This window comes from Chryseobacterium vrystaatense (assembly GCF_000737765.1).
In the GTDB taxonomy this organism is placed as follows: Bacteria; Bacteroidota; Bacteroidia; order Flavobacteriales; family Weeksellaceae; genus Chryseobacterium; species Chryseobacterium vrystaatense.
Genome location: NZ_JPRI01000001.1, coordinates 257,296 through 276,448 on the forward strand (window position 1 = coordinate 257,296; position 19,153 = coordinate 276,448).

The following is a 19,153-nucleotide window of genomic DNA, read 5'->3' on the forward strand; positions in this document are numbered from 1 at the left end:
AAGGGCTCCAACACTTACTTTTATGTTATGAGTTTTTACCCTTCGGCAAAATTTTATATAATTTATCAGACAAACGAACTCTAAATGGAAGTTCAAACGTAATTTGATCCCCTATTTTTGCAGTTTCGCAAGGACCTCCATTGACGTGAATTTCAGTAATTTCTATTTCCTGCTCACCAGTTGTCGGGCCCGTAATAAGAACTTTATCGCCTACTGAAAGCTCTTTGTTTTCAATTAAAAACTGAGCAATTTTTGATTTTGTATAATAGTGTTCTGCCTTTCCAACCAATACTTTTTTGACTGCTATTTTTTTGCGAACATCTTTTGTCTCAGCTTTTGCTAAAGGTTTATTGGATAAATCTCCTGAATTTTTAAACTTCAGAGCATCCGATTTTCCTTTTCTAAAAACTTTATTTCCAACCTGTAATCCACTTCGTAGTTTTACCTGTTCAGCCAAAGGCAGGTGTGTTATTTCCAGGCATTCCGTAGAACAGCAGTTTTCCATTGTGGCTTTACATTCATCACATTGAATAAACAATAGATGACAGGCATCGTTGGAACAGTTGGTATGGTTATCACAAGGCTTTCCACATTGATGACACTGGGAAATAATATCCTCAGTAATCCTTTCACCTAAACGGTGGTCAAATACAAAGTTCTTACCGATAAATTTACTTTTAATACCTTCTTCTTTGATCTGACGGGTATATTCAATAATTCCGCCTTCCAGCTGATAAACGTTTTTAAAGCCCTGATGTTTAAAATAAGCACTGGCTTTTTCACAACGGATTCCGCCGGTACAGTACATCAATAGGTTTTTATCTTCTTTAAAATCCTGCAGCTGTTCGTTGATAATAGGTAAGCTTTCTCTGAAATTTTCGACATCAGGAGTAATGGCCCCTTCGAAATGCCCTACTTCACTTTCATAGTGATTTCTGAAATCCACTACAATCGTATTAGGATCTTCAAGCAAATTATTAAATTCCTGTGCCTTTAAATGAATTCCTTTATTGGTTACATCAAAAGAATCATCATTCAACCCGTCGGCAACGATTTTATGTCTGACTTTAATGGTCAGTTTTAAAAAAGAATAATCATCCTGATCAACCGCTACATTTAAACGGATTCCCTTCATAAAGTCATAAGCTTCCAATGTATCGCGAAAAGCTTCAAATTGATCCGCAGGAACACTCATCTGAGCATTAATTCCTTCATGCGCAACATAAATACGGCCAAGCGCATCAAGGGCATTCCAGGCTATAAATAATTCGTCGCGAAATTTTTTGGGATCTTCAATTTTGGCATACGCATAGAAAGACAATGTAAGGCGTTCCTTACCAGCTTCATCAATAAGTTGAGCTCTTTCTTCTGCGCTTAAGGTGTTATACAGTTGCATGCTATAAACGTTTTAAGTGAGAAAAATATTTTTGCAAATATAATGATTTTTCAATTGAGTCATCGTATTCTGATATGAGGAATGAGTAATAGGCAGTAAGTGACAAGTTGCCCGATGGTGATGAATGAAGGACTTTCAAATAAATTATCGTATCTTAATCATGACATTTTTACTGTTCTGCAGTTTACAAAATGTCACATTTTTGTTTTAATAATTTTTTAAGTTTTGTTAATACATGATGTAAGATTATGACATAATGCATAAAATGACATAATAGCAGTTAAATTTTAGTTAAAATTGAAACATAGCATGCTAATTGCTTACTTATTTAACATTAAATTTGTTTACGATAAAACAAAAAAATCAATAAATAAAAAAGAAAGATATACAATGAAGAGTACTTTAAAAAAACTATTACCATTTGCAGTAGTGGGAGTTGTCTCAGGAGCTACTACCGTTGGGACATTACAATATTTTGGTCAGCATTCTAATAATGGCGACCAGTCTTACTTCACAGCAGCAGCTCCTAATGCATCGTTTGTAGGAATGAATACGGGAACTGTAGGAGATGACTTTGTAAAGGCATCAAAAACAACTGTTCCGGCTGTTGTAACGATTAAAAATTATCAGAGCAGATCAACCAGCAGAGCCTCTGAACAAGATCTGTTTGATTTCTTCTTCGGAGATCCACTCGGAGGACGAGGCCAGCAGAGACAGAAGCAGCAAGTTCCGGACAATATGCCTTCCGGAATGGGATCCGGGGTTATTATTTCGCCGGACGGGTATATCATCTCCAACAATCACGTTGTAGCAGGAGCAAATAAACTGGAAGTTGTTTTAAGCAATAAGAAATCATATATCGCTACCTTAGTAGGAACTGACCCGAACACAGATATTTCTTTATTAAAGATTGAAGAAAAGGGCCTTCCTTATTTAAATTTTGCCAATTCGGACAATATTGAAGTCGGACAATGGGTACTTGCAGTAGGAAATCCGCTTGGATTAAATTCTACGGTAACAGCAGGGATCGTTTCTGCTAAAGGAAGAGGAATCGGTATCTTAGGAGGCCAGGGGAAAGCGACCAACCCTATCGAAAGTTTTATCCAGACCGATGCAGCCATTAATCCTGGTAACTCGGGAGGAGCGCTTGTAAACGTCAATGGTGACCTTATTGGAATCAACTCTGCGATCCAGTCTACTACAGGCTATTATCAGGGGTACGGTTTTGCGGTCCCAGCTAATTTAGCGAGAAAGATCGTTGAAGATATTAAGAAATTCGGAATCGTGCAGAGAGGATTCTTAGGAGTGTCTTCATTAGACCTTTCTAACGATCAGCAGGTTACTGCATACAATAAGCAGTTTAAAACTACTATTAAATCCGGTTCTGGAGTATATGTGACAGGATTTGGCGATAAAAGCGGTGCAGAAGATGCAGGCCTGAAAAAAGGAGATATTATCACCAAAGTAGATAATTATGACATCACAGATTTCGCAGATCTTTCTATGTCTATCGGAAGCAAGCGCCCGGGCGATAAAGTTCAGGTGACTTATTCAAGAAACGGTAAAGAAAGCACGACTACAGTAACACTTAAAGATCAGAAAGGAGGAACTACGACAAGAAGTAAAGACGATCTTACTACTGCTGAAAAAATTGGAGCAGACTTCGATCCTTTAACTGAAAAGTTCAAAACAGAATATGGATTAAACAGTGGTGTCGTTGCCAAAAATGTAAGTGAAGGAAGTGAGATGGCTAAAATCGGAATTGTCGATAATTATATCATTATCGAAATCAATGGCAAGCCGGTCAATTCACAGAAAGATGTAGAAAAAATACTGGATAAGTACCAGGGCAATGTACAGGTGAAATTTATAGATGACTACGGAAGAATGTATACCAAAGGCTTCAAAATGCCTTAATGAATACAGACAACCGTCTTATCATATCAACAAAAAACGCTGCAGAAATCTGCAGCGTTTTTTTATTTGTTTTTGTTCATTTTCTCAGCAATTCTTTTTTTCTTATTCCGTTCATAAATCACTTCCACAATCTTGCCTCCTATCCATGAAAAAGGGAAAAAGGTGAGGAAAATAGAGATTTTATAAAACGTAGGATGGTACGGAAAAATAATAACATCCAGCATCGCTATGAAAAGCATGATAAAGCCTATAAGGATAGCATAAGCCACTTTAGCATACTTCACGATAAGAGCTGTAGCCACTCCTCCGATAGTAGATCCCAGTCCTGAAATAAACAGCAAAAATCCGAAAAATGCATTATCATCTTTCATGCTGTAAAGAAATCTTTGCCAGTGCTCAAAAGGAGCAAAAGCTTCGAAAGTGATCCATTGCGGAAAAACTCTTATACCAAGAGTAATAATAAGCCCTGCTATACCAAGACCTAAAAGAACCGCAATTGTATTTCTTATAAAATTCATTAATCCTGATGTGCAATCATAGAAATTTCAATATCCACATTTTTAGGCAAACATGAAACCTGTACCGTTTCGCGGGCAGGATAACTGTCTGCATCCAGATATGAAGCATAAATATCATTCATAACAGCAAAATCATCCATACTTTTAAGGAAGATCGTAGCTTTCACAACATTCTTGAAGGTCATTCCTGCTTCTGTAAGAATAGCTTCAAGGTTTTTCATTACCTGATGCGTTTCCTTTTCGATTCCTTCTACCAATTTACCAGTTGCAGGATCTACAGGAATCTGTCCGGAAATATATAAAATTCCGTTAGCCATATTTGCTTGTGAATAAGGCCCGATCGCTGCAGGTGCATTAACTGTGTTGATTATTTGTTTCATATGTTGATATTTATTTTTTCAAAGGTTACCTGCAATCACTGCATCCTGTATTCGTTTTCAGAAAACCGGCCAACAGTGATTTTATTAGATTTCATTTTGGTTGCAAATATAAAATTTATATTTACAATTGTCAATCTGATATTAGAAAGGTGCATTAGGCTGCGTAAAACTTCTGTCTTTGTATTTCAACGCATCGCTTAATATGTTGGCTTTGATACCTATAAAGAAGTCATATACTTTATACTGTCCGAAAGGAACCCAGTTGAAGTTGATCGTAAAACTTCGCTGATCCCTTGAAAATCCTATTCTTGTATAAGCCAAATCTTTCGTCACAAGGTCAAAATGTGTACTTCCGTTGATATTCCAGTACGGAGTAAGTTTAATACTTCCGTCAAGACCTACAGAAGCAATTTTATTGCCAAGTGCCGACAGGCCTTTTGAATACGCATAGTTCGCATTGATATTTAATGTCCAGGCCTGATCGAAATGAGCGTAATTATCATCATCAAAATAATAATTCTCGTTCCTTACTTCTCCTTTTGAAGGATACTTTTTAGCATAGTCTGTTTTTTCGCCAAAGATTTCACTGCTTAACGGATAAGACAGCTGTACGTTGAATCCCTGTACACTGAAATATCCAAACTGTTCTGTTCTTATCCCTTGTGTTGCACCCGGAGCAAAAATAATTTTATAAGGCTCCAGAGAAAGACTGGTGTTGACGTTTAGTTTATTATTAAAAAACGAAGACTGTCCATTGATGCTGAACACAGACCATGGATGATCTTTAGCTGCGAAATTATAGTTCCCTGAAAGATTAAGAGATTCAAAGATTTTAATTTTCTTTACTCCTGTAGAATCGCTTTTAGATTTCACCTTCATTTCAATATTGTTACCGATATTAAAACCTAAGGCTCCTACCACGCCACTTGAAGGACTTCCTACAATTCCTTTTTCAAAAATTGAATATGGAGTAAGAGCACCCTGAGCATTGTAATAGTTTTTGTAGTAGCCAAAATTAGGACTTGAGAAATCCGGTGAGTAAGTAAAACTTAAACTTGGAGTCATCATATGTCTCACGGCTTCTATAGCGGCACCTTTCTTAAATTTCAACATTCCGAAAAGCGTAGTCTGTAAACTCGCTGATGAGGAGAATGTAGAATATCCTGCGATATTTTTTTGAATTTCTTCGGCATCCGCACCCTTTACCGGATCGTAATATTTCTTAAGCGTCTTAGTTGTTAAAGCATTATCAATATTTGCACTTAAACTGAATGTAAAATATTTAGCTATGGTCGTATTGGTTCCCAGGGCAATATTATTTTTAAGACCCGTCTGCATTTTCTCCCACATTTCCTTTTTGAAAAGTTCATTTTCCTGCGTATTGACAAAATTAGTAAGGTTAAAACCTGTATTCACCGTAATGTTTTCAAGAAGTCCCTGTCTTACCCCTGTTTTCGATTTAAAAAGATAAAACTGGTTGATGGCAACATTCATCTGAGGAAGACGAAGATCTGCCAATCCGGTAGCAAAATTCTGAGCATATGATGCAGATCCGGTAATTGTAATAGGTAATTTCAAAAACCTTTTGGTCACCGTTACCGCTGAATTCTGCTGGGTATTCAGTACATTTTGGTTAAAAATATAATTGTTATTAAGCGGATTGTTATAGAATTTAGTACTTACCATATCTACTGAAGCACTGAATGTTAGAAAAGGATTAGCTTTTGAATCCTGTGTGTGTGTCCATGCAATTCTGTATGTACTGTTTTTCGTATAATCATCCAGGCCTTTGATTCCTCTTACCATCGTTCCTACATCTGCTGTAAAGGTTCCTGAATACCGGTATTTCTTCTGATAATTCATTTGAGGCCTTATATTCCAGCTTCCTTTGGTATAAATATCAGCGAGCACTTTAAGGTCAAAATGTTCCCCTATCGGCTGGTAATATCCGAGCCCGTTGAGGAAAAAACCTACATCTTCCCTTTCTCCAAAACTTGGAATAAGAATACCGGCGGCTCTTTTACTTGAAAACGGAAGAATAGCAAACGGAAGAATAAGAGGAGTGGGTACCTGCTCGATATACATCTGGATAGGTCCGGTAACGAGCTGTGATTTTTCTTTGGTTTTGATCAGTTTAATGTTGGATGCACGCATAAAGTAATCTGACGCAGTATCTTTTTTCTTGATATAATATTCGTCAGTAGTATAATCTGCGTTTCTCATCGCAAAGACGGTGTCGCTATATTTTTTAGTCTTCTGTGCGGTGATGACCCCTTCATTTTCTTCTGTTCTGGCATTAAAAGCAATAGCTTGTTTACTTTTTGTATTGTAACTGAACTCGTTTGTTTCGTACTTCTTCCCCGCCTGAGTAATAATGACAGGCTCAATGATTTTCCCTAAGGAATCCATTTTTCCACGGGCAAAAACGAGACTTTTATTGTCATCTATGGAAATATAATCCGCATCAATCTGCATGTCCTGATATTTTACCTGGGCATTTTTGTTGAGGAATGTCATTTTTTTCGGGACATCTCTTCGCTGATCATCTGCCTTTGTATGGAGAATATCATCTAAAGATTCCTTTTTTACAACAATGGTATCCTTTTTGGAAATAGTATCATTAACCACATTTTTAGGCAATTTTTCAGGATTTTTCTGTGCTAAAAAATTGTTAAAAATTAGGATAATTAAAATTTGTAATATATTTTTGAGGACGGTTTTGGCCAATTTTGTTCTATATAATTAAGGCTCAAAATTAATATAATTTTTAAAACTGTAAGATGCACAAACAAAATTTTAAAATAATTTTATCATTTCTCCTTATTTTTTCGAGCACTTTTATTCTTTCGCAAAAGAAATTTACGATCGTTTTAGATGCTGGTCATGGGGGAAGTGACCATGGAGCGAACAGATCTTATGCAGATATTGGAAGGGTTGCAGAAAAAGATGTTACGCTGGCCGTTACGTTAAAAGTAGGGGCAATGTTGGAGAAAAACAGAGATTTCAAAGTAATATACACCCGTAAATTTGACGAATATCCTTCTCTTTCGGACAGAACCAACCTGGCGAACAGAAGTAAAGCAGATCTTTTTGTTTCCATTCACTGTAACTCTTCACAGAGACCTACCGCTTACGGAACCGAAACTTATGTACAGGGGCCTAATCAGAATGACGAAAATCTGGAAGTAGCCAAAAGAGAGAATGATGTAATTTTTCTTGATGAAAAAGATAAGCAGACCTTTGGCTCTTATAACCCAAGTTCTCCGGAATCTCTCATCGCACTGAAACTCCAGCAAAACAAATATTTAGAATCCAGTCTACTGCTTGGCGGATTGGTGGAAGGTAACTTCGTGAATAAAGATAAAAGATTTTCAAGAGGTGTTTTCCAGAAAAACCTCCATGTACTCCGTATGAACGCAATGCCATCGGTATTGATAGAAACCGGATTTATCAACCATCCTGAGGAAAGTCATTATCTGGCATCTGAAAAAGGACAGAATGAAATTTCGGAAAGTATCTATAATGCGATCATCGATTACAAAAAAGCCATTGACAGAAAAACAGGAGGATCGGTTTCTGTAAAAAAACCTGAAGTGGAAAGACCGGCAGAAACTCCTCTGAAAAATGATTTCAGAATTTTACTGCTGAGTTCACCCATCAAATACAATGAAGGAGATCCCGCTTTAAAAGGCTTAAATTACATTCTTCCTCTTAAAGACAACGGGCTGTACAAATATTACTATGGCGTAACCAATATGGCATCTGTGAAAGATATTAATTTAAAGACGGCTAAAGATGCAGGATTCAGAAATGCATATGCGGTAGGATTTATGCCAAATCAAAAACTGCTGACGGGCTACTACACCATCGAAGTCTATGCTGGCGAAAAACTGAATGGAAACTCATTTATCCTTCAGACACTTAAGGATGTCGAAAGGAATAAAGAAAGCGGCGTTTTTTATTACACGTATGGTAAAGTTTTCACTTTAGAGGATGCTGTAAAGCTTCAAAAAGACCTTGAATCCAAGGGAATCAAGAACAGCATTATTCAAAAAGTTTTTAAATAATTTATAAAATAATTTTGAAGTTAAAAAGTTAATCACTACTTTTGCAACCTCAAAATTTGGCCTATTCGTCTAGTGGTTAGGACTCAAGGTTTTCATCCTTGCAACAGGAGTTCGATTCTCCTATAGGCTACAAAATTTGATATCATGCCGGATTTAAAAATACAAGAAGCAAAACTTCTTTTTAAGAAAATCCACTCTAACCCAAAAAGTTACGATTTACAAATCAATGAAGACGGGATTACAGGCAGGGATGATAAAATAAGTTTCAGACTTTACAGGACTGGAGAAAGGGTCGCCTTTGAAGTAACAATTGACGAACTAACCTTCACCAATACGACTGGAGAATGGAACAATGCAATGATTATGCTTAGCAGCACAATCAAAAAAATAGAACGAGAACAAGAGAATTTAAAAATAGAACAAGCAATAGATAAACTCAGAAAATACCTGTCAGAAGAAAATTAAAAAATTTTAAAAATAAATTTGGCAGATTAAAAAAAAGTTTATAGTTTTGCACTCACATTTGAACGATATGGCAAATCATAAATCAGCACTAAAGAGAATTAGACAAAACGAAGTTAGAAAAGTTCGTAACAGATACTACCACAAAACTGCTAGAACAGCAATCAAAGTTTTGAGAAATGAGGAAGATAAAGCTGCAGCTACTGAGCAACTTCCAAAAGTTATCGCTTTATTGGATAGATTAGCTAAGAAAAATATCATCCACAAGAACAAAGCTGCTAACTTAAAAAGCAAATTGGCAAAACACGTTAATAAATTAGCGTAACAGCATAGTTGGCCCGTTCGTCTATCGGTTAGGACCTCAGATTTTCATTCTGGTAAGAGGGGTTCGATTCCCCTACGGGCTACAAAACTTAATCACTACTAACCGGGTGGTTATACTAAGAGTTGAAACTTATAAAAACAAAAAAACTAACCCTGTAGATTGTATTATTTGCAGTTTGGTAGATGGCCCGTTCGTCTATCGGTTAGGACCTCAGATTTTCATTCTGGTAAGAGGGGTTCGACTCCCCTACGGGCTACAAAAAAACTTTGATATTTTTATCAAAGTTTTTTTTTGCATTGTACGAAAACCTTCGTATTCCAGAATTCTTTCTAAACGTTATACTGCACAAAGTATACTCCTATTTTACTTTAAAAATCGATCTTCGTGTTTCCCATTTAACAGCTCAATTAAATCATTGAATCTACGCTATATAATATCAGGTTTAAAAATTGGGATAATCTTCGTGATCAATATATTAATTATCTAAAGAGAAACTATAATTTGTAGTTTTGTATTATTCAAAATAAAAAACATGGCATTCATTAACGATTTAGGTAAGATTATTGTTTTTTTGTTTTTACTGTTAAGTCTTTTTCTCGTTACTGCAAAATCCGAAAGAAAATTGCCCGATTATTTATTTGCTGCTTTTCTCCTGGTATCGGTGATCGATTTTTCCGGTCTCTTCCTATCACCGCCAGACTCTAAACTAATTAAAGCAGGAAAATTGGCCAGCGTTCTGCTTCAGATGCCACTGTATTATTTATATGTCAACTCAGCCTGTTATTATAATTTCAAACTTCATAAAAAACACCTTTTACATGGACTCGCGTTTTTATTGGTTTTCTGCTTTTTCAGTATAACAGGAATTTCAAAACAGGGATATCAGGTATTTGATGTGATCTCCATCATTCAGTATTACTTTTATATCATTGCTGTATTACTTGTGCTGAAGAATTTCAGAAAATTATATCAGGAAAATTATTCCAGTAATCATCACCTTACTTATAAATGGCTGATGCAAACTACTGTCCTCTTTCTCATTGGAAATATCTTCGTTCTTATCAGAGGGTTTGCTGATCACAACAGTCCTGTTTATAATTACTTATTGACTTTCACATCTGTATTTGTCCTATTTGTGATCACCTGGTTTGTGTTGAATGCTTTATACCGCCCCAGTCTCTTCGCAGGGATCAATAAAAATCTGATTCCTGTACAATCTGAAAGTGAAATAAAGGAAGAACCGGAGCAACTGAAAAGCCTTCTTCAATTTATGAAAACTGAAAAACCTTATTTAGATGATAAACTGACATTGCAGAAGCTGGCAGAACAGATTGATTTGCCAGAAAAACAACTATCACAGTTAATCAATCAACATACCGGTAAACATTTTTTTGACTTTATCAATGAGTTCAGAATTAATGATGCTAAAACTCTTCTAAAGGAGCAATCTCAATTAACAGTACTGGAAGTATTGTACGAAGTGGGCTTTAATTCAAAGTCTTCATTTTATACCGCATTTAAGAAGGAAACTAACTTAACCCCTACAGACTACAGAAAATCAATTGTTTAAATAGTGTCCAACTTAAAGTCGGACTCTTTTTATTATTTAAAATCAGTCCGATTTCCGATACTCGGATGTTTATGCCGGTACAAAGCATCAGATTTGCTTCATCATTAAAAATTAAAAAAATGAAGCTAAAAATCAAATGGGCACTGTTCCTTTTTTCTGCATTGAGTTTCACCCTATGTTCAGGGCAGTCCGATCAAAAAGATCCAATCAGGAGAGCAGACTCTCTATTAAATGTCTATAAACAGGAAAACGCTCCGGGGATGGCCATTGCCATTATAAAAGAAGGGAAAGTAATGTATAAGAAAACCTATGGACTGGCTAATCTGGAAAATAAAACTCCGATAACAGATTCTACAGCTTTTAACATAGCCTCCGTCTCCAAGCAGTTTACATCCTTTATAGCTCTTTTGGCCGAAAAGGAAGGAACTATATCATTAGATGATGATATCAGAATTTATCTGCCGGAATTAAGTCATCTACCCTACAAAATTACTATTCGACAACTGGCCAATCACACCCATGGATTACCCAATTTCAGTGAAATAAAGAAACTGCAGGGCTTTGGAGATGAATTTAAAGTAACTAATGATGAAGGAGTGCATACCCTTCTTGGAATTAAAAGGATCAACTTTACTCCGGGTGCAGATTACCAATATAACAATACCGGTTTTACCCTTCTCGCTGAAATTCTCCACAGAGTTTATAAAAAGGATTTTAACCAAATCGCAAAGGAGTATATTTTTAATCCTCTGCACATGAAAAACACCATGGCTTTAGACGATCCTGATACAATCATCCCAAACACAGCTGAATCCTATCGGCCAAAAGGTAACACTTTTTTGAAGTTTCCTATCGCACAAATGGTAGATGGTTCTTCGAATATTTATACGACACTGAATGATCTGTGTAAATGGGCGGTCAATTTTCAGAATCCAGTACAGGGAAGCCGGGAAGTCTATAAAACAATGGAAAAGAATACTATTCTCAGCACAGGTAAAATTATAGAATATGGATTGGGTCTGCAAACTGAAAAATACAAAGGTTTGGATATAGTGTTTCACGGTGGTGGTACAGTGGGCTATCGCTCCTACATTCTGCATGTTCCCTCTCAACAGTTTTCTGTCGTAATGCTGGGCAACAAGCAGGGCTTTGAAGGCCTGTTGATCGCTTATAAGTTGGTCGACTTCTTTCTTAAAAATCAACAGATCCCTCCTGCTCTTCCTGAAAAAACAGCTTATTCTCCAGCTGAACTTAAGAAATTTGAAGGAGTCTACGAACTGAATCCTGGAAATTATCTTGAAATATCAACAGGCGGTAAAGACCTTTATCTGGGAACCTATAACCACAAAGGCAAGGAACCGCTGGAGGTCATTGGTGATGGTAAATTTAAGATTACTTCTATTCCTACCGCAAGTTTAACCTTTTATAACGGATCAGTTAACCTTAGAATCGCTGATTTTACATACACCGCCAAAAAAATCACCCTGAATCCTCCTAAAGTAGAAAAGATGGTTTTGAATCCGCTGGTTGGCTTCTACAGAAATGAAGAATTTAATACAGTCTACCAGCTACTTATTGAGAACGGTAAGCTTGTAGCCAGACATCCGCTGAACGGGACTATTGAACTGCATCCATTAAACCCTACGAGCTTCTATTCGACAACAGAATATTTTGGGCAGCTCGATTTCAAGTATGATAAAAATAATGAAGTCACAGAATTTAGATTATCAGGATCAAATCTATTCCATATTGAATTTAAAAAAATAAAATAATCCTTATCAATTACTGAGGCTATCCCACTTGGAGACAGCCTCTTTTGTGAAGGCTTTTTTGATATTACTCTGGTATTCATTCTGTTCAAACTTGATGATTTTTTATTGCCTGCTTAAACTGAGTAAAATCATTTTGGTGATTATTGTAAGATAAATTAAAATTCATACCTTTGCATTCATCAGATGATAAGATGTATATGCAGATTCAAAGAAAAACATTAGCCCAGGAAGTCGCAGAAAGATTAATTCAGGAGATTACCAATGAAGAATATGCAGTGGGTGATAAACTTCCGATTGAACCGGAATTAATGAAAATATATGGTGTCGGCCGGTCCAGCATCCGTGAGGCTATCAAGATCTTATCCATAAAAGGTGTTTTGAGCGTACAGCAAGGTGTTGGTACTTTTGTCACTTCTAAGAATATCCAGGAATCACTTGAAGACCAGATCAATAATGCTGAATTCAAAGAAGTATATGAAGTCCGCTCTCTCTTAGATTCAAAAATAGCAGCCAGAGCAGCTGTTAACCGCAGTGACAAGGAGCTGGAGGCGATTAAAATGTATTTGGATCTCCGACATACAATGGCTGAAGAAAACAAGGCGCTGGAATGTTATCAGGCTGATATAAACTTTCACATTTCTATTGCCGAAGCTTGTGGCAACAATCTTCTAAAAGAAATTTACAGGATTGCAAGTAAGCATATTCTCAGAACTTTTGAAAGCAGCAACAATAACAATACAGACTCTTTTAAAATTTCCCAAAAAATACATACTGATCTTTACAATGCTATTGAACATAAAGATTCCGACACTGCTGCACGTATTGCACAGCTCATTGTTGAAAAAGTATATTAAAATTTAAATTTATAACAAAATTCATCAGATGACCAGATGAATTAAAGACTACATCCTATGGAAAAGGTACAGACACAAACCATTGATACCACTAAAATTGTTTATCCTATTTTATTTATGATCAGTTTCTCTCATTTGCTGAATGATCTGATCCAATCTACTATTCCTTCATTATATCCAATTTTGAAAGGCGAATTCCGTTTATCTTTTGCCCAAATAGGAATCATCACGCTGGTGTTCCAGCTTACGGCTTCTATTTTACAGCCGTTTGTTGGAATCTATACTGATAAAAAACCAAATCCAAGGTCTCTGGCCATAGGAATGGGGTTATCCATGGCAGGCTTACTCCTTTTGGCAGCAGCCCATCAATATTATGTGATTCTTATAGCAGTGGCTTTAATTGGTATGGGATCATCCATATTCCATCCTGAAGCTTCCAGAGTAGCCCAACTGGCATCCGGTGGACAAAAAGGACTTGCTCAATCCATCTTTCAGGTGGGCGGTAACTCAGGAAGTGCTATAGGTCCTTTATTGGTTGCTTTAATTATAATTCCTTTAGGTCAGGGTTATGTCGCCCTTTTTGCTATTGCAGCTTTCATAGGAATTATTGTATTGTGGAGAATTGGAAACTGGTACGCTGAAAGACTGTCTCTTAAAAAATCGGTTAAACATTCAGATCCTTTTATTGAGATTCAGCTTTCACGCAAAAAAATTATATTTTCAATCAGTATTCTACTGGCTTTAGTCTTTTCCAAATACATTTATTTGGCATCAATGACTAACTATTTTACCTTTTTTCTAATTGAGAAATTCCACATTTCTGTAAAAGATTCTCAACTGTATTTATTTATGTTTCTGGCTGCAGTTGCTGTTGGGACAATTTTAGGAGGAAAACTGGGTGACAAATACGGCCGAAAGAAAATCATTTGGATTTCTATTCTTGGAGCAGCCCCTTTTACGCTTTGCCTTCCTTATCTTCCTTTACTGTGGACCATTGTATTCGCTGTTTTAATTGGCTTAATAATCGCGTCAGCTTTTTCAGCAATTTTAGTTTATGCGACTGATCTTATGCCAAACAAAATTGGATTGGTGGCAGGACTATTTTTTGGATTCATGTTTGGTATGGGAGGGATTGGTTCTGCAGTACTTGGAGCAGTAGCAGATGACACGGGTATTGAGTATGTATTTAAGATCTGTGCATTCTTACCTCTTATTGGTATAATAACAGCTTTTTTACCCAATATTAAGGGGCGGAAAAAGTAAGCAGGAAAGCTGAAATCAAGTATAGTTGAAACTTCTCAAAAAGCGATTGTCTTTGCAAAGGTTTCGGGTTAGTAGAAATATTTTTGGTAGTGACAGTCCATATTAAAGAATCATTATATAATTCACATTTAATAGAGATAATATTGCAAGCATACACTTTTATGCTTAAATTTGGATAAAACATTAACCAAAAAAATCTCTACAGTATGAAATCCATTCTACTTTCAAAGAGCCGCCTTTTTCAGGCCGCATTATTTTTAGCATTTTTATCCCAATCGGTAAATACACAGGCACAAAGCAGAATCTATGCAAATGATCAGTACTCCAATGTGTATGGAGTATGTCTGGGATGTGAAGTAAAAAACCCTCTGAATGCCGTGGGAGATAATGAAGACAACTACTCTACCATGGTGATGGGTACCGTTTTACTGGGTGGCGTTGAACAGACCTTAAGGTTCCCTGAAGTGAGAATCAACACTAAATTGGTAATCGGTATCGGGACTAACAATGTTCCTCTTACAGTTCAGCTATTAAGCGGGGTATACATAGAAACGATGAGCGGAACGACAGCCAACAATGACAGCCAAATGATAACGGCCAGTTTACTGAAGCTTGCAGACACTCCTAACAGAGCTACTATTGAACTTGTTCCTGCCAGCTCATACAACGCAGTTAAAATAAGATTGAGTGGTGGTGTATTAAGCCTTGGCGGTGGATTCAGAGTGTATTATGCTTATCAGGATCCTCTTTTCAATATAATGGCTTTCAACAGAGGATCACAAATTACCCTTGGAGGAAATGTTCCTTTGGAAGGATCAGAAATGACTTTAAGGAATGCTGCAGGGAAAGAAGTACACAGATCTATACTGAGATCAAATACTGTTGATCTTTCTTCTCCACAGCCAGAAGGAATTTATATCATTACCATCGAAACGAAAGATAAGAAAACGTATTCACGTAAGATCAAAATTACCAACTAGGTCTTAGGATATATAAAAAAAGGGCAGTCTATCAATAGACTGCCCTTTTTTCTTTAAAAAGAACCGGCGGCCCGATTGGGCCGCCGGTTCTTTGAAATAAACAGACTTTGATAAAAACTATTTTTTGATCAGTTTCTGCTGATATACCGCTTTATCAGTTACCGCTTTCAGAATATACACTCCGTTCGGAAGCATACTTACATTGATCTGTCCATTGTTAAGTTGTGCATTCACTACCCTTCCAGAAGCATCATAAACAGAAACGTTTAAAATTTTCTCCTGAGTTTTAATGGTAAGAATATCAGTAACAGGATTTGGATAAATGCTAAATTCGATTTTCTTCACTTCAGCTGTTGCTAAAACAGAACCCGCACTGTTTACTGTAAGTGTTTTTTCAACTACTTTACCATTTGAGTTGAAACTCACCACGATAATTGATGTACCTGAAGCCAGTGGAGTTAATACCAACTCATCATTATCATTAATCACCGCTGATACAACAGCAGGACTGCTGTTTGACTTTACAGTCTTTACAATTGAAGATGATAAGTTATCATCATCAGAAACCAGTGTTTTCAGGTCAATTGCAGATGCATTATTCAGGTTAACCTGTGATGGGAATGTATTGCTGACAACTGGTGCTGTATTATCCGGGAATACCGTAAGAGCCGGAAACCAGTAATAATCGTTAAGTGTTTTTGTATTGGTAATATTTCCTGTATTATCATAGGTATGAATCCAGTTTTTCTGATAATGTGCAGAACCTCCACTTTCTGTTGTATTCAGAATCAACTCGTCGGTTACAGGATTTACACGAAGTGCCGCGCCATAAGGAATCTGTCTGAAAGTACCGGTCTGTCCAGGAAGAACAGCAAAATTCTCATTAAACGTTTTAGAAGTCACATCAAATTTAATGATTTGATTTCCTGAATTAAAACTGTTAATTGAATTAATCCAGTATAAAACATTCTGCTGACGGCTTGCACTGAAGCTTCCCGCATTCCACGCACCCCAAGAACCCAAATATTTAGTCGTCGGAATATTATATGAAGTAACTGCAAAAGTTGTAGGATGGATATTCACTACTTTCTGATCCTGCACGGCCCAAATACTACCATCTTTCGCCTGCACTATAGAGTGATAAGCTCCTGAAATAGTGCTGACCAATGTATCTGTAGCGGGATCGATCACTAAAATCCCTGCAGACTGTTTCACCGCAAAAACATACTTGGAAGTACGGATCATATTTCCAATCTGTCCGGCATATGAGCTTCCACCGCCTGTTCCTGTAATAAGATTACCTACCTGCATATTATCAATATCAAAAAGGAAAATTCCATTGGAAGCACCGATGTATCCTTTATGCTGATTAACTCCTACAAAAGATCTTCCATCTCCTCCTCCAATGGTATTGAATGTTGCTATTTTCTGCATGGTCTGCGCATTGGCTACCACCAATCTTCCTCCAGGCGTATATTGAGTATCTCCGCCATCTGCAGCCTGTTTTGAGATAAAATAAAATTTATCACCATAGATCGTTCCATACTGTGTAGTTGCACCAAAAGTATGGTTGTTATTGGCATTGCTATATACCCTGTAATTGATTTGTCCGCTATTATCAATAAAATTCACAGAACCATTGGTATGTCCGAACCAATCTTCATTCACCATAAAAAATCCATTGGTAAAGCTGGTAGGAGCAACATATGGTGACACAGGGGTCATTGTAGAAGAGATCGCTGGTGTATCAAATAAAGGATTAAAGTTCCATACATCCCATGAACCGTTCTGCAGAACACGTGAAGTAGCTCCTACCCCGGAATACCCGAAATCAGGATCTGTAGGGTCTTTTACCCAGTACGACCAATATCCGTTGGTACTCCATCCGGACTGCCAGTGGTCATTGGTATCAGCTGCTGTGTAAGCATCGAAGTCATAAGCAGTTGTTCCCACAACTCCACTTACAGGATAAAAAGGATAGGTTGTATTTCCGTTTTTGTAAAGGGCATTGCTGTTTTGTCCGTTCAGATCAAAGCCGATTCCACCGACTGCCGTTCCAAACTGCGTTCCGGGATAAAGCAGTGTAAAGAATCTGTGGTCTGCCTGTGCAATAGCTCTCATCATATCTTCTCCGGTAGCAGTTCCGTTCCATCTGAATCCCCATACCAAAGCATCCGGATTCTTGGTGTCATTCCACTGTACTACAAAAGCAGCTTCGTTTGTTCCTGATCCCACCCAATACTGAATATCAGAAAAATTCACATTGGTGGTTACTGTTGTATTAAGCTGGCTGTTATTTCCCTGAATATCATTTCTGGGTACGCCCTGTACTGTGACCTGTGCATTCGTAAAAAATGCAAAGAGAAACAGTATTGTCAAAAGATAAAACTTTTTCATTTTTAAATTATTTTAAAAGTATGTATTGTTGAATTTTATTTAAGGTGAAGGTCATAAGCGCCGGCTACTTCCGTAGATACTTCGCCCAGCCAACCGGCTTCCTGATTAACACCGGTATGTACCCTTATAAAGTCTATTCCCGGAAGTTTTACATAATTACCTGCCTTGTCTACAGCCCATGCAATATCAATATTGGATGCTTCATCATTGTTCGGAGCATTGTCGGCGTACCCATAATCATAGGATTTACCTACCCAATAGGTTCCGTTTCCACTCTGATCATAATAATTATTCTGAATCTTTGTCCCTGAAAAAATAGACAACGGATCAGAAATCCATAAAGGATAATAGCTGTTGTGGCTGTTGAAACTATTCTTTGTTTTATATCCTGAATTTCCCATATTATCCTGCCACTTTAAGTACTCTACATCATATTGCCAGCCTTCGCTTCCCAGAACAGGTGGTTTAGTCTCATTTGGCTTGAAGTAAGTGATGCTGTAGTTTTTTACTGTTGTGTTTTTAAAATATTCACTTCCGGCAATTTCATACCATTCATTATCATCAGGTTTGCCGTTTCTATTTTTATCATAGGCCACCATAATAATTCCGGGTTCACATGATCCTGAACGTGCCTCAAGAGCTTCATTTCCCCAAAAGGCATTTCCGAGAATTTTAAAATCCCTTCCATCAAGGTTCGGAATAGTATGATCAAAACCAAAGGTGACATATCCTCCAAAACCACCCAGAGAAATCATAGTAGAATTGCCTCCTACTATGTAATCTTTAGCTTTGGCAAGCATATCATCGGCTGTATATCCCGGAAGATATTCAGGCGTTACGTTCATAAACTGTCCCACTGAAGGACGGTATTCAAATACATTAGCAATATACTTGCTGTATGGAACCTGTTCCTGTTTTACGATGATAGAGGATTGATAGGTTTTCACCACACCTTTCACTTCTACCTTTAGGGTTAAAGGGTAGGTGGCTGCAACAGCGCTTAGAAAATCAAGGTCAAGGTGTTCAGAAATAATAGAATCATTGATACTCCAGGTTAACTTTCCCGTAATTTGAGGATCAATATTTAAAATCTTCAGACGGTCAATAGTGTAAGATTCTTTAAGTACTTCTGCAGGAAAAGTGATCTCTTCCACCACTTCTTCAGTATCACTCTTACAGGCTGCAGTTCCTAAAAGAACTGAAGAGAGAAGAATCGTTTTTAGAATATGTCCAGTTTTTCTTTCCATTTTTT

General features: G+C 37.0%; 15 protein-coding genes and 3 tRNA genes. 12 read left to right on the forward strand and 6 right to left on the reverse strand.

What is annotated here, in order from left to right:
- Nucleotides 1-25: 25 nt before the first annotated feature.
- Nucleotides 26-1,396: an oxygen-dependent tRNA uridine(34) hydroxylase TrhO gene (trhO, locus tag IW16_RS01210; RefSeq protein ID WP_034738877.1), complete on the reverse strand. Its 1,371-nt coding sequence runs from the start codon at nt 1,394-1,396 to the stop codon at nt 26-28.
- Nucleotides 1,397-1,786: 390 nt separating this feature from the next.
- Here trhO and IW16_RS01215 point away from each other — a divergent pair, with 390 nt between their 5' ends.
- Nucleotides 1,787-3,313, forward strand: a complete 1,527-nt coding sequence (locus IW16_RS01215) for a trypsin-like peptidase domain-containing protein (RefSeq protein WP_034740440.1) — start codon at nt 1,787-1,789, stop codon at nt 3,311-3,313.
- A 62-nt stretch (nt 3,314-3,375) separates the two neighbouring features.
- On the opposite strand, the gene IW16_RS01220 is transcribed toward IW16_RS01215, so the two are convergent.
- The 3 genes from IW16_RS01220 to IW16_RS01230 all read right to left on the reverse strand — a co-directional run bounded on the left by IW16_RS01220 (nt 3,376) and on the right by IW16_RS01230 (nt 6,938).
- Complete coding sequence (locus tag IW16_RS01220; RefSeq protein WP_034738880.1) at nt 3,376-3,831, reverse strand: hypothetical protein; 456 nt, start codon at nt 3,829-3,831, stop codon at nt 3,376-3,378.
- Nucleotides 3,831-4,211 (reverse strand): RidA family protein, encoded by a 381-nt coding sequence (locus tag IW16_RS01225; RefSeq protein WP_034738882.1) that lies wholly within the window; start codon nt 4,209-4,211, stop codon nt 3,831-3,833. The genes IW16_RS01220 and IW16_RS01225 overlap by 1 nt, the downstream gene beginning before the upstream one ends.
- A 141-nt stretch (nt 4,212-4,352) precedes the next feature.
- Nucleotides 4,353-6,938 carry a putative LPS assembly protein LptD gene (locus IW16_RS01230; protein ID WP_034738884.1) on the reverse strand — a complete coding sequence of 862 codons (2,586 nt, stop codon included), beginning with the start codon at nt 6,936-6,938 and terminating at the stop codon, nt 4,353-4,355.
- Between the two features lie 53 nt (nt 6,939-6,991).
- On the opposite strand from IW16_RS01230, the gene IW16_RS01235 reads away from it, so the two are divergent.
- From IW16_RS01235 to IW16_RS01285, 11 genes are all read left to right on the forward strand, one after another.
- On the forward strand, nt 6,992-8,278 hold the full coding sequence (locus IW16_RS01235; RefSeq protein WP_051889822.1) for an N-acetylmuramoyl-L-alanine amidase family protein: 1,287 nt from the start codon (nt 6,992-6,994) through the stop codon (nt 8,276-8,278).
- Between the two features lie 58 nt (nt 8,279-8,336).
- A tRNA-Glu gene (locus IW16_RS01240) sits at nt 8,337-8,408 on the forward strand.
- A 14-nt stretch (nt 8,409-8,422) separates the two neighbouring features.
- Nucleotides 8,423-8,743, forward strand: coding sequence for a hypothetical protein (locus IW16_RS01245; protein ID WP_034738886.1), 321 nt, complete (start codon nt 8,423-8,425; stop codon nt 8,741-8,743).
- 67 nt (nt 8,744-8,810) lie between these two features.
- On the forward strand, nt 8,811-9,065 hold the full coding sequence (gene rpsT, locus IW16_RS01250) for a 30S ribosomal protein S20 (RefSeq protein ID WP_034738887.1): 255 nt from the start codon (nt 8,811-8,813) through the stop codon (nt 9,063-9,065).
- 10 nt (nt 9,066-9,075) lie between these two features.
- Nucleotides 9,076-9,147 (forward strand) — tRNA-Glu (locus tag IW16_RS01255).
- Nucleotides 9,148-9,249: 102 nt separating this feature from the next.
- A tRNA-Glu gene (locus IW16_RS01260) sits at nt 9,250-9,321 on the forward strand.
- 276 nt (nt 9,322-9,597) lie between these two features.
- Nucleotides 9,598-10,635 (forward strand): helix-turn-helix domain-containing protein, encoded by a 1,038-nt coding sequence (locus tag IW16_RS01265; RefSeq protein ID WP_034738890.1) that lies wholly within the window; start codon nt 9,598-9,600, stop codon nt 10,633-10,635.
- A gap of 119 nt (nt 10,636-10,754) precedes the next feature.
- Entirely contained in the window at nt 10,755-12,407 is a 1,653-nt protein-coding gene (locus IW16_RS01270; protein ID WP_165571944.1) for a serine hydrolase domain-containing protein, read from the forward strand.
- Nucleotides 12,408-12,577: 170 nt separating this feature from the next.
- On the forward strand, nt 12,578-13,261 hold the full coding sequence (locus tag IW16_RS01275; protein ID WP_131327819.1) for a FadR/GntR family transcriptional regulator: 684 nt from the start codon (nt 12,578-12,580) through the stop codon (nt 13,259-13,261).
- 57 nt (nt 13,262-13,318) lie between these two features.
- Nucleotides 13,319-14,524, forward strand: coding sequence for an MFS transporter (locus tag IW16_RS01280; RefSeq protein WP_034738895.1), 1,206 nt, complete (start codon nt 13,319-13,321; stop codon nt 14,522-14,524).
- Nucleotides 14,525-14,730: 206 nt separating this feature from the next.
- Nucleotides 14,731-15,504 (forward strand): T9SS type A sorting domain-containing protein, encoded by a 774-nt coding sequence (locus tag IW16_RS01285; RefSeq protein ID WP_034738897.1) that lies wholly within the window; start codon nt 14,731-14,733, stop codon nt 15,502-15,504.
- A 117-nt stretch (nt 15,505-15,621) separates the two neighbouring features.
- Here the strand turns inward: IW16_RS01285 and IW16_RS01290 are convergent, their stop codons facing one another.
- Both IW16_RS01290 and IW16_RS01295 read right to left on the reverse strand, forming a co-directional pair.
- On the reverse strand, nt 15,622-17,901 hold the full coding sequence (locus IW16_RS01290; RefSeq protein ID WP_034738899.1) for a DUF5074 domain-containing protein: 2,280 nt from the start codon (nt 17,899-17,901) through the stop codon (nt 15,622-15,624).
- 35 nt (nt 17,902-17,936) lie between these two features.
- Nucleotides 17,937-19,148 (reverse strand): hypothetical protein, encoded by a 1,212-nt coding sequence (locus IW16_RS01295; protein WP_034738902.1) that lies wholly within the window; start codon nt 19,146-19,148, stop codon nt 17,937-17,939.
- Between the last annotated feature and the right edge of the window lie 5 nt (nt 19,149-19,153).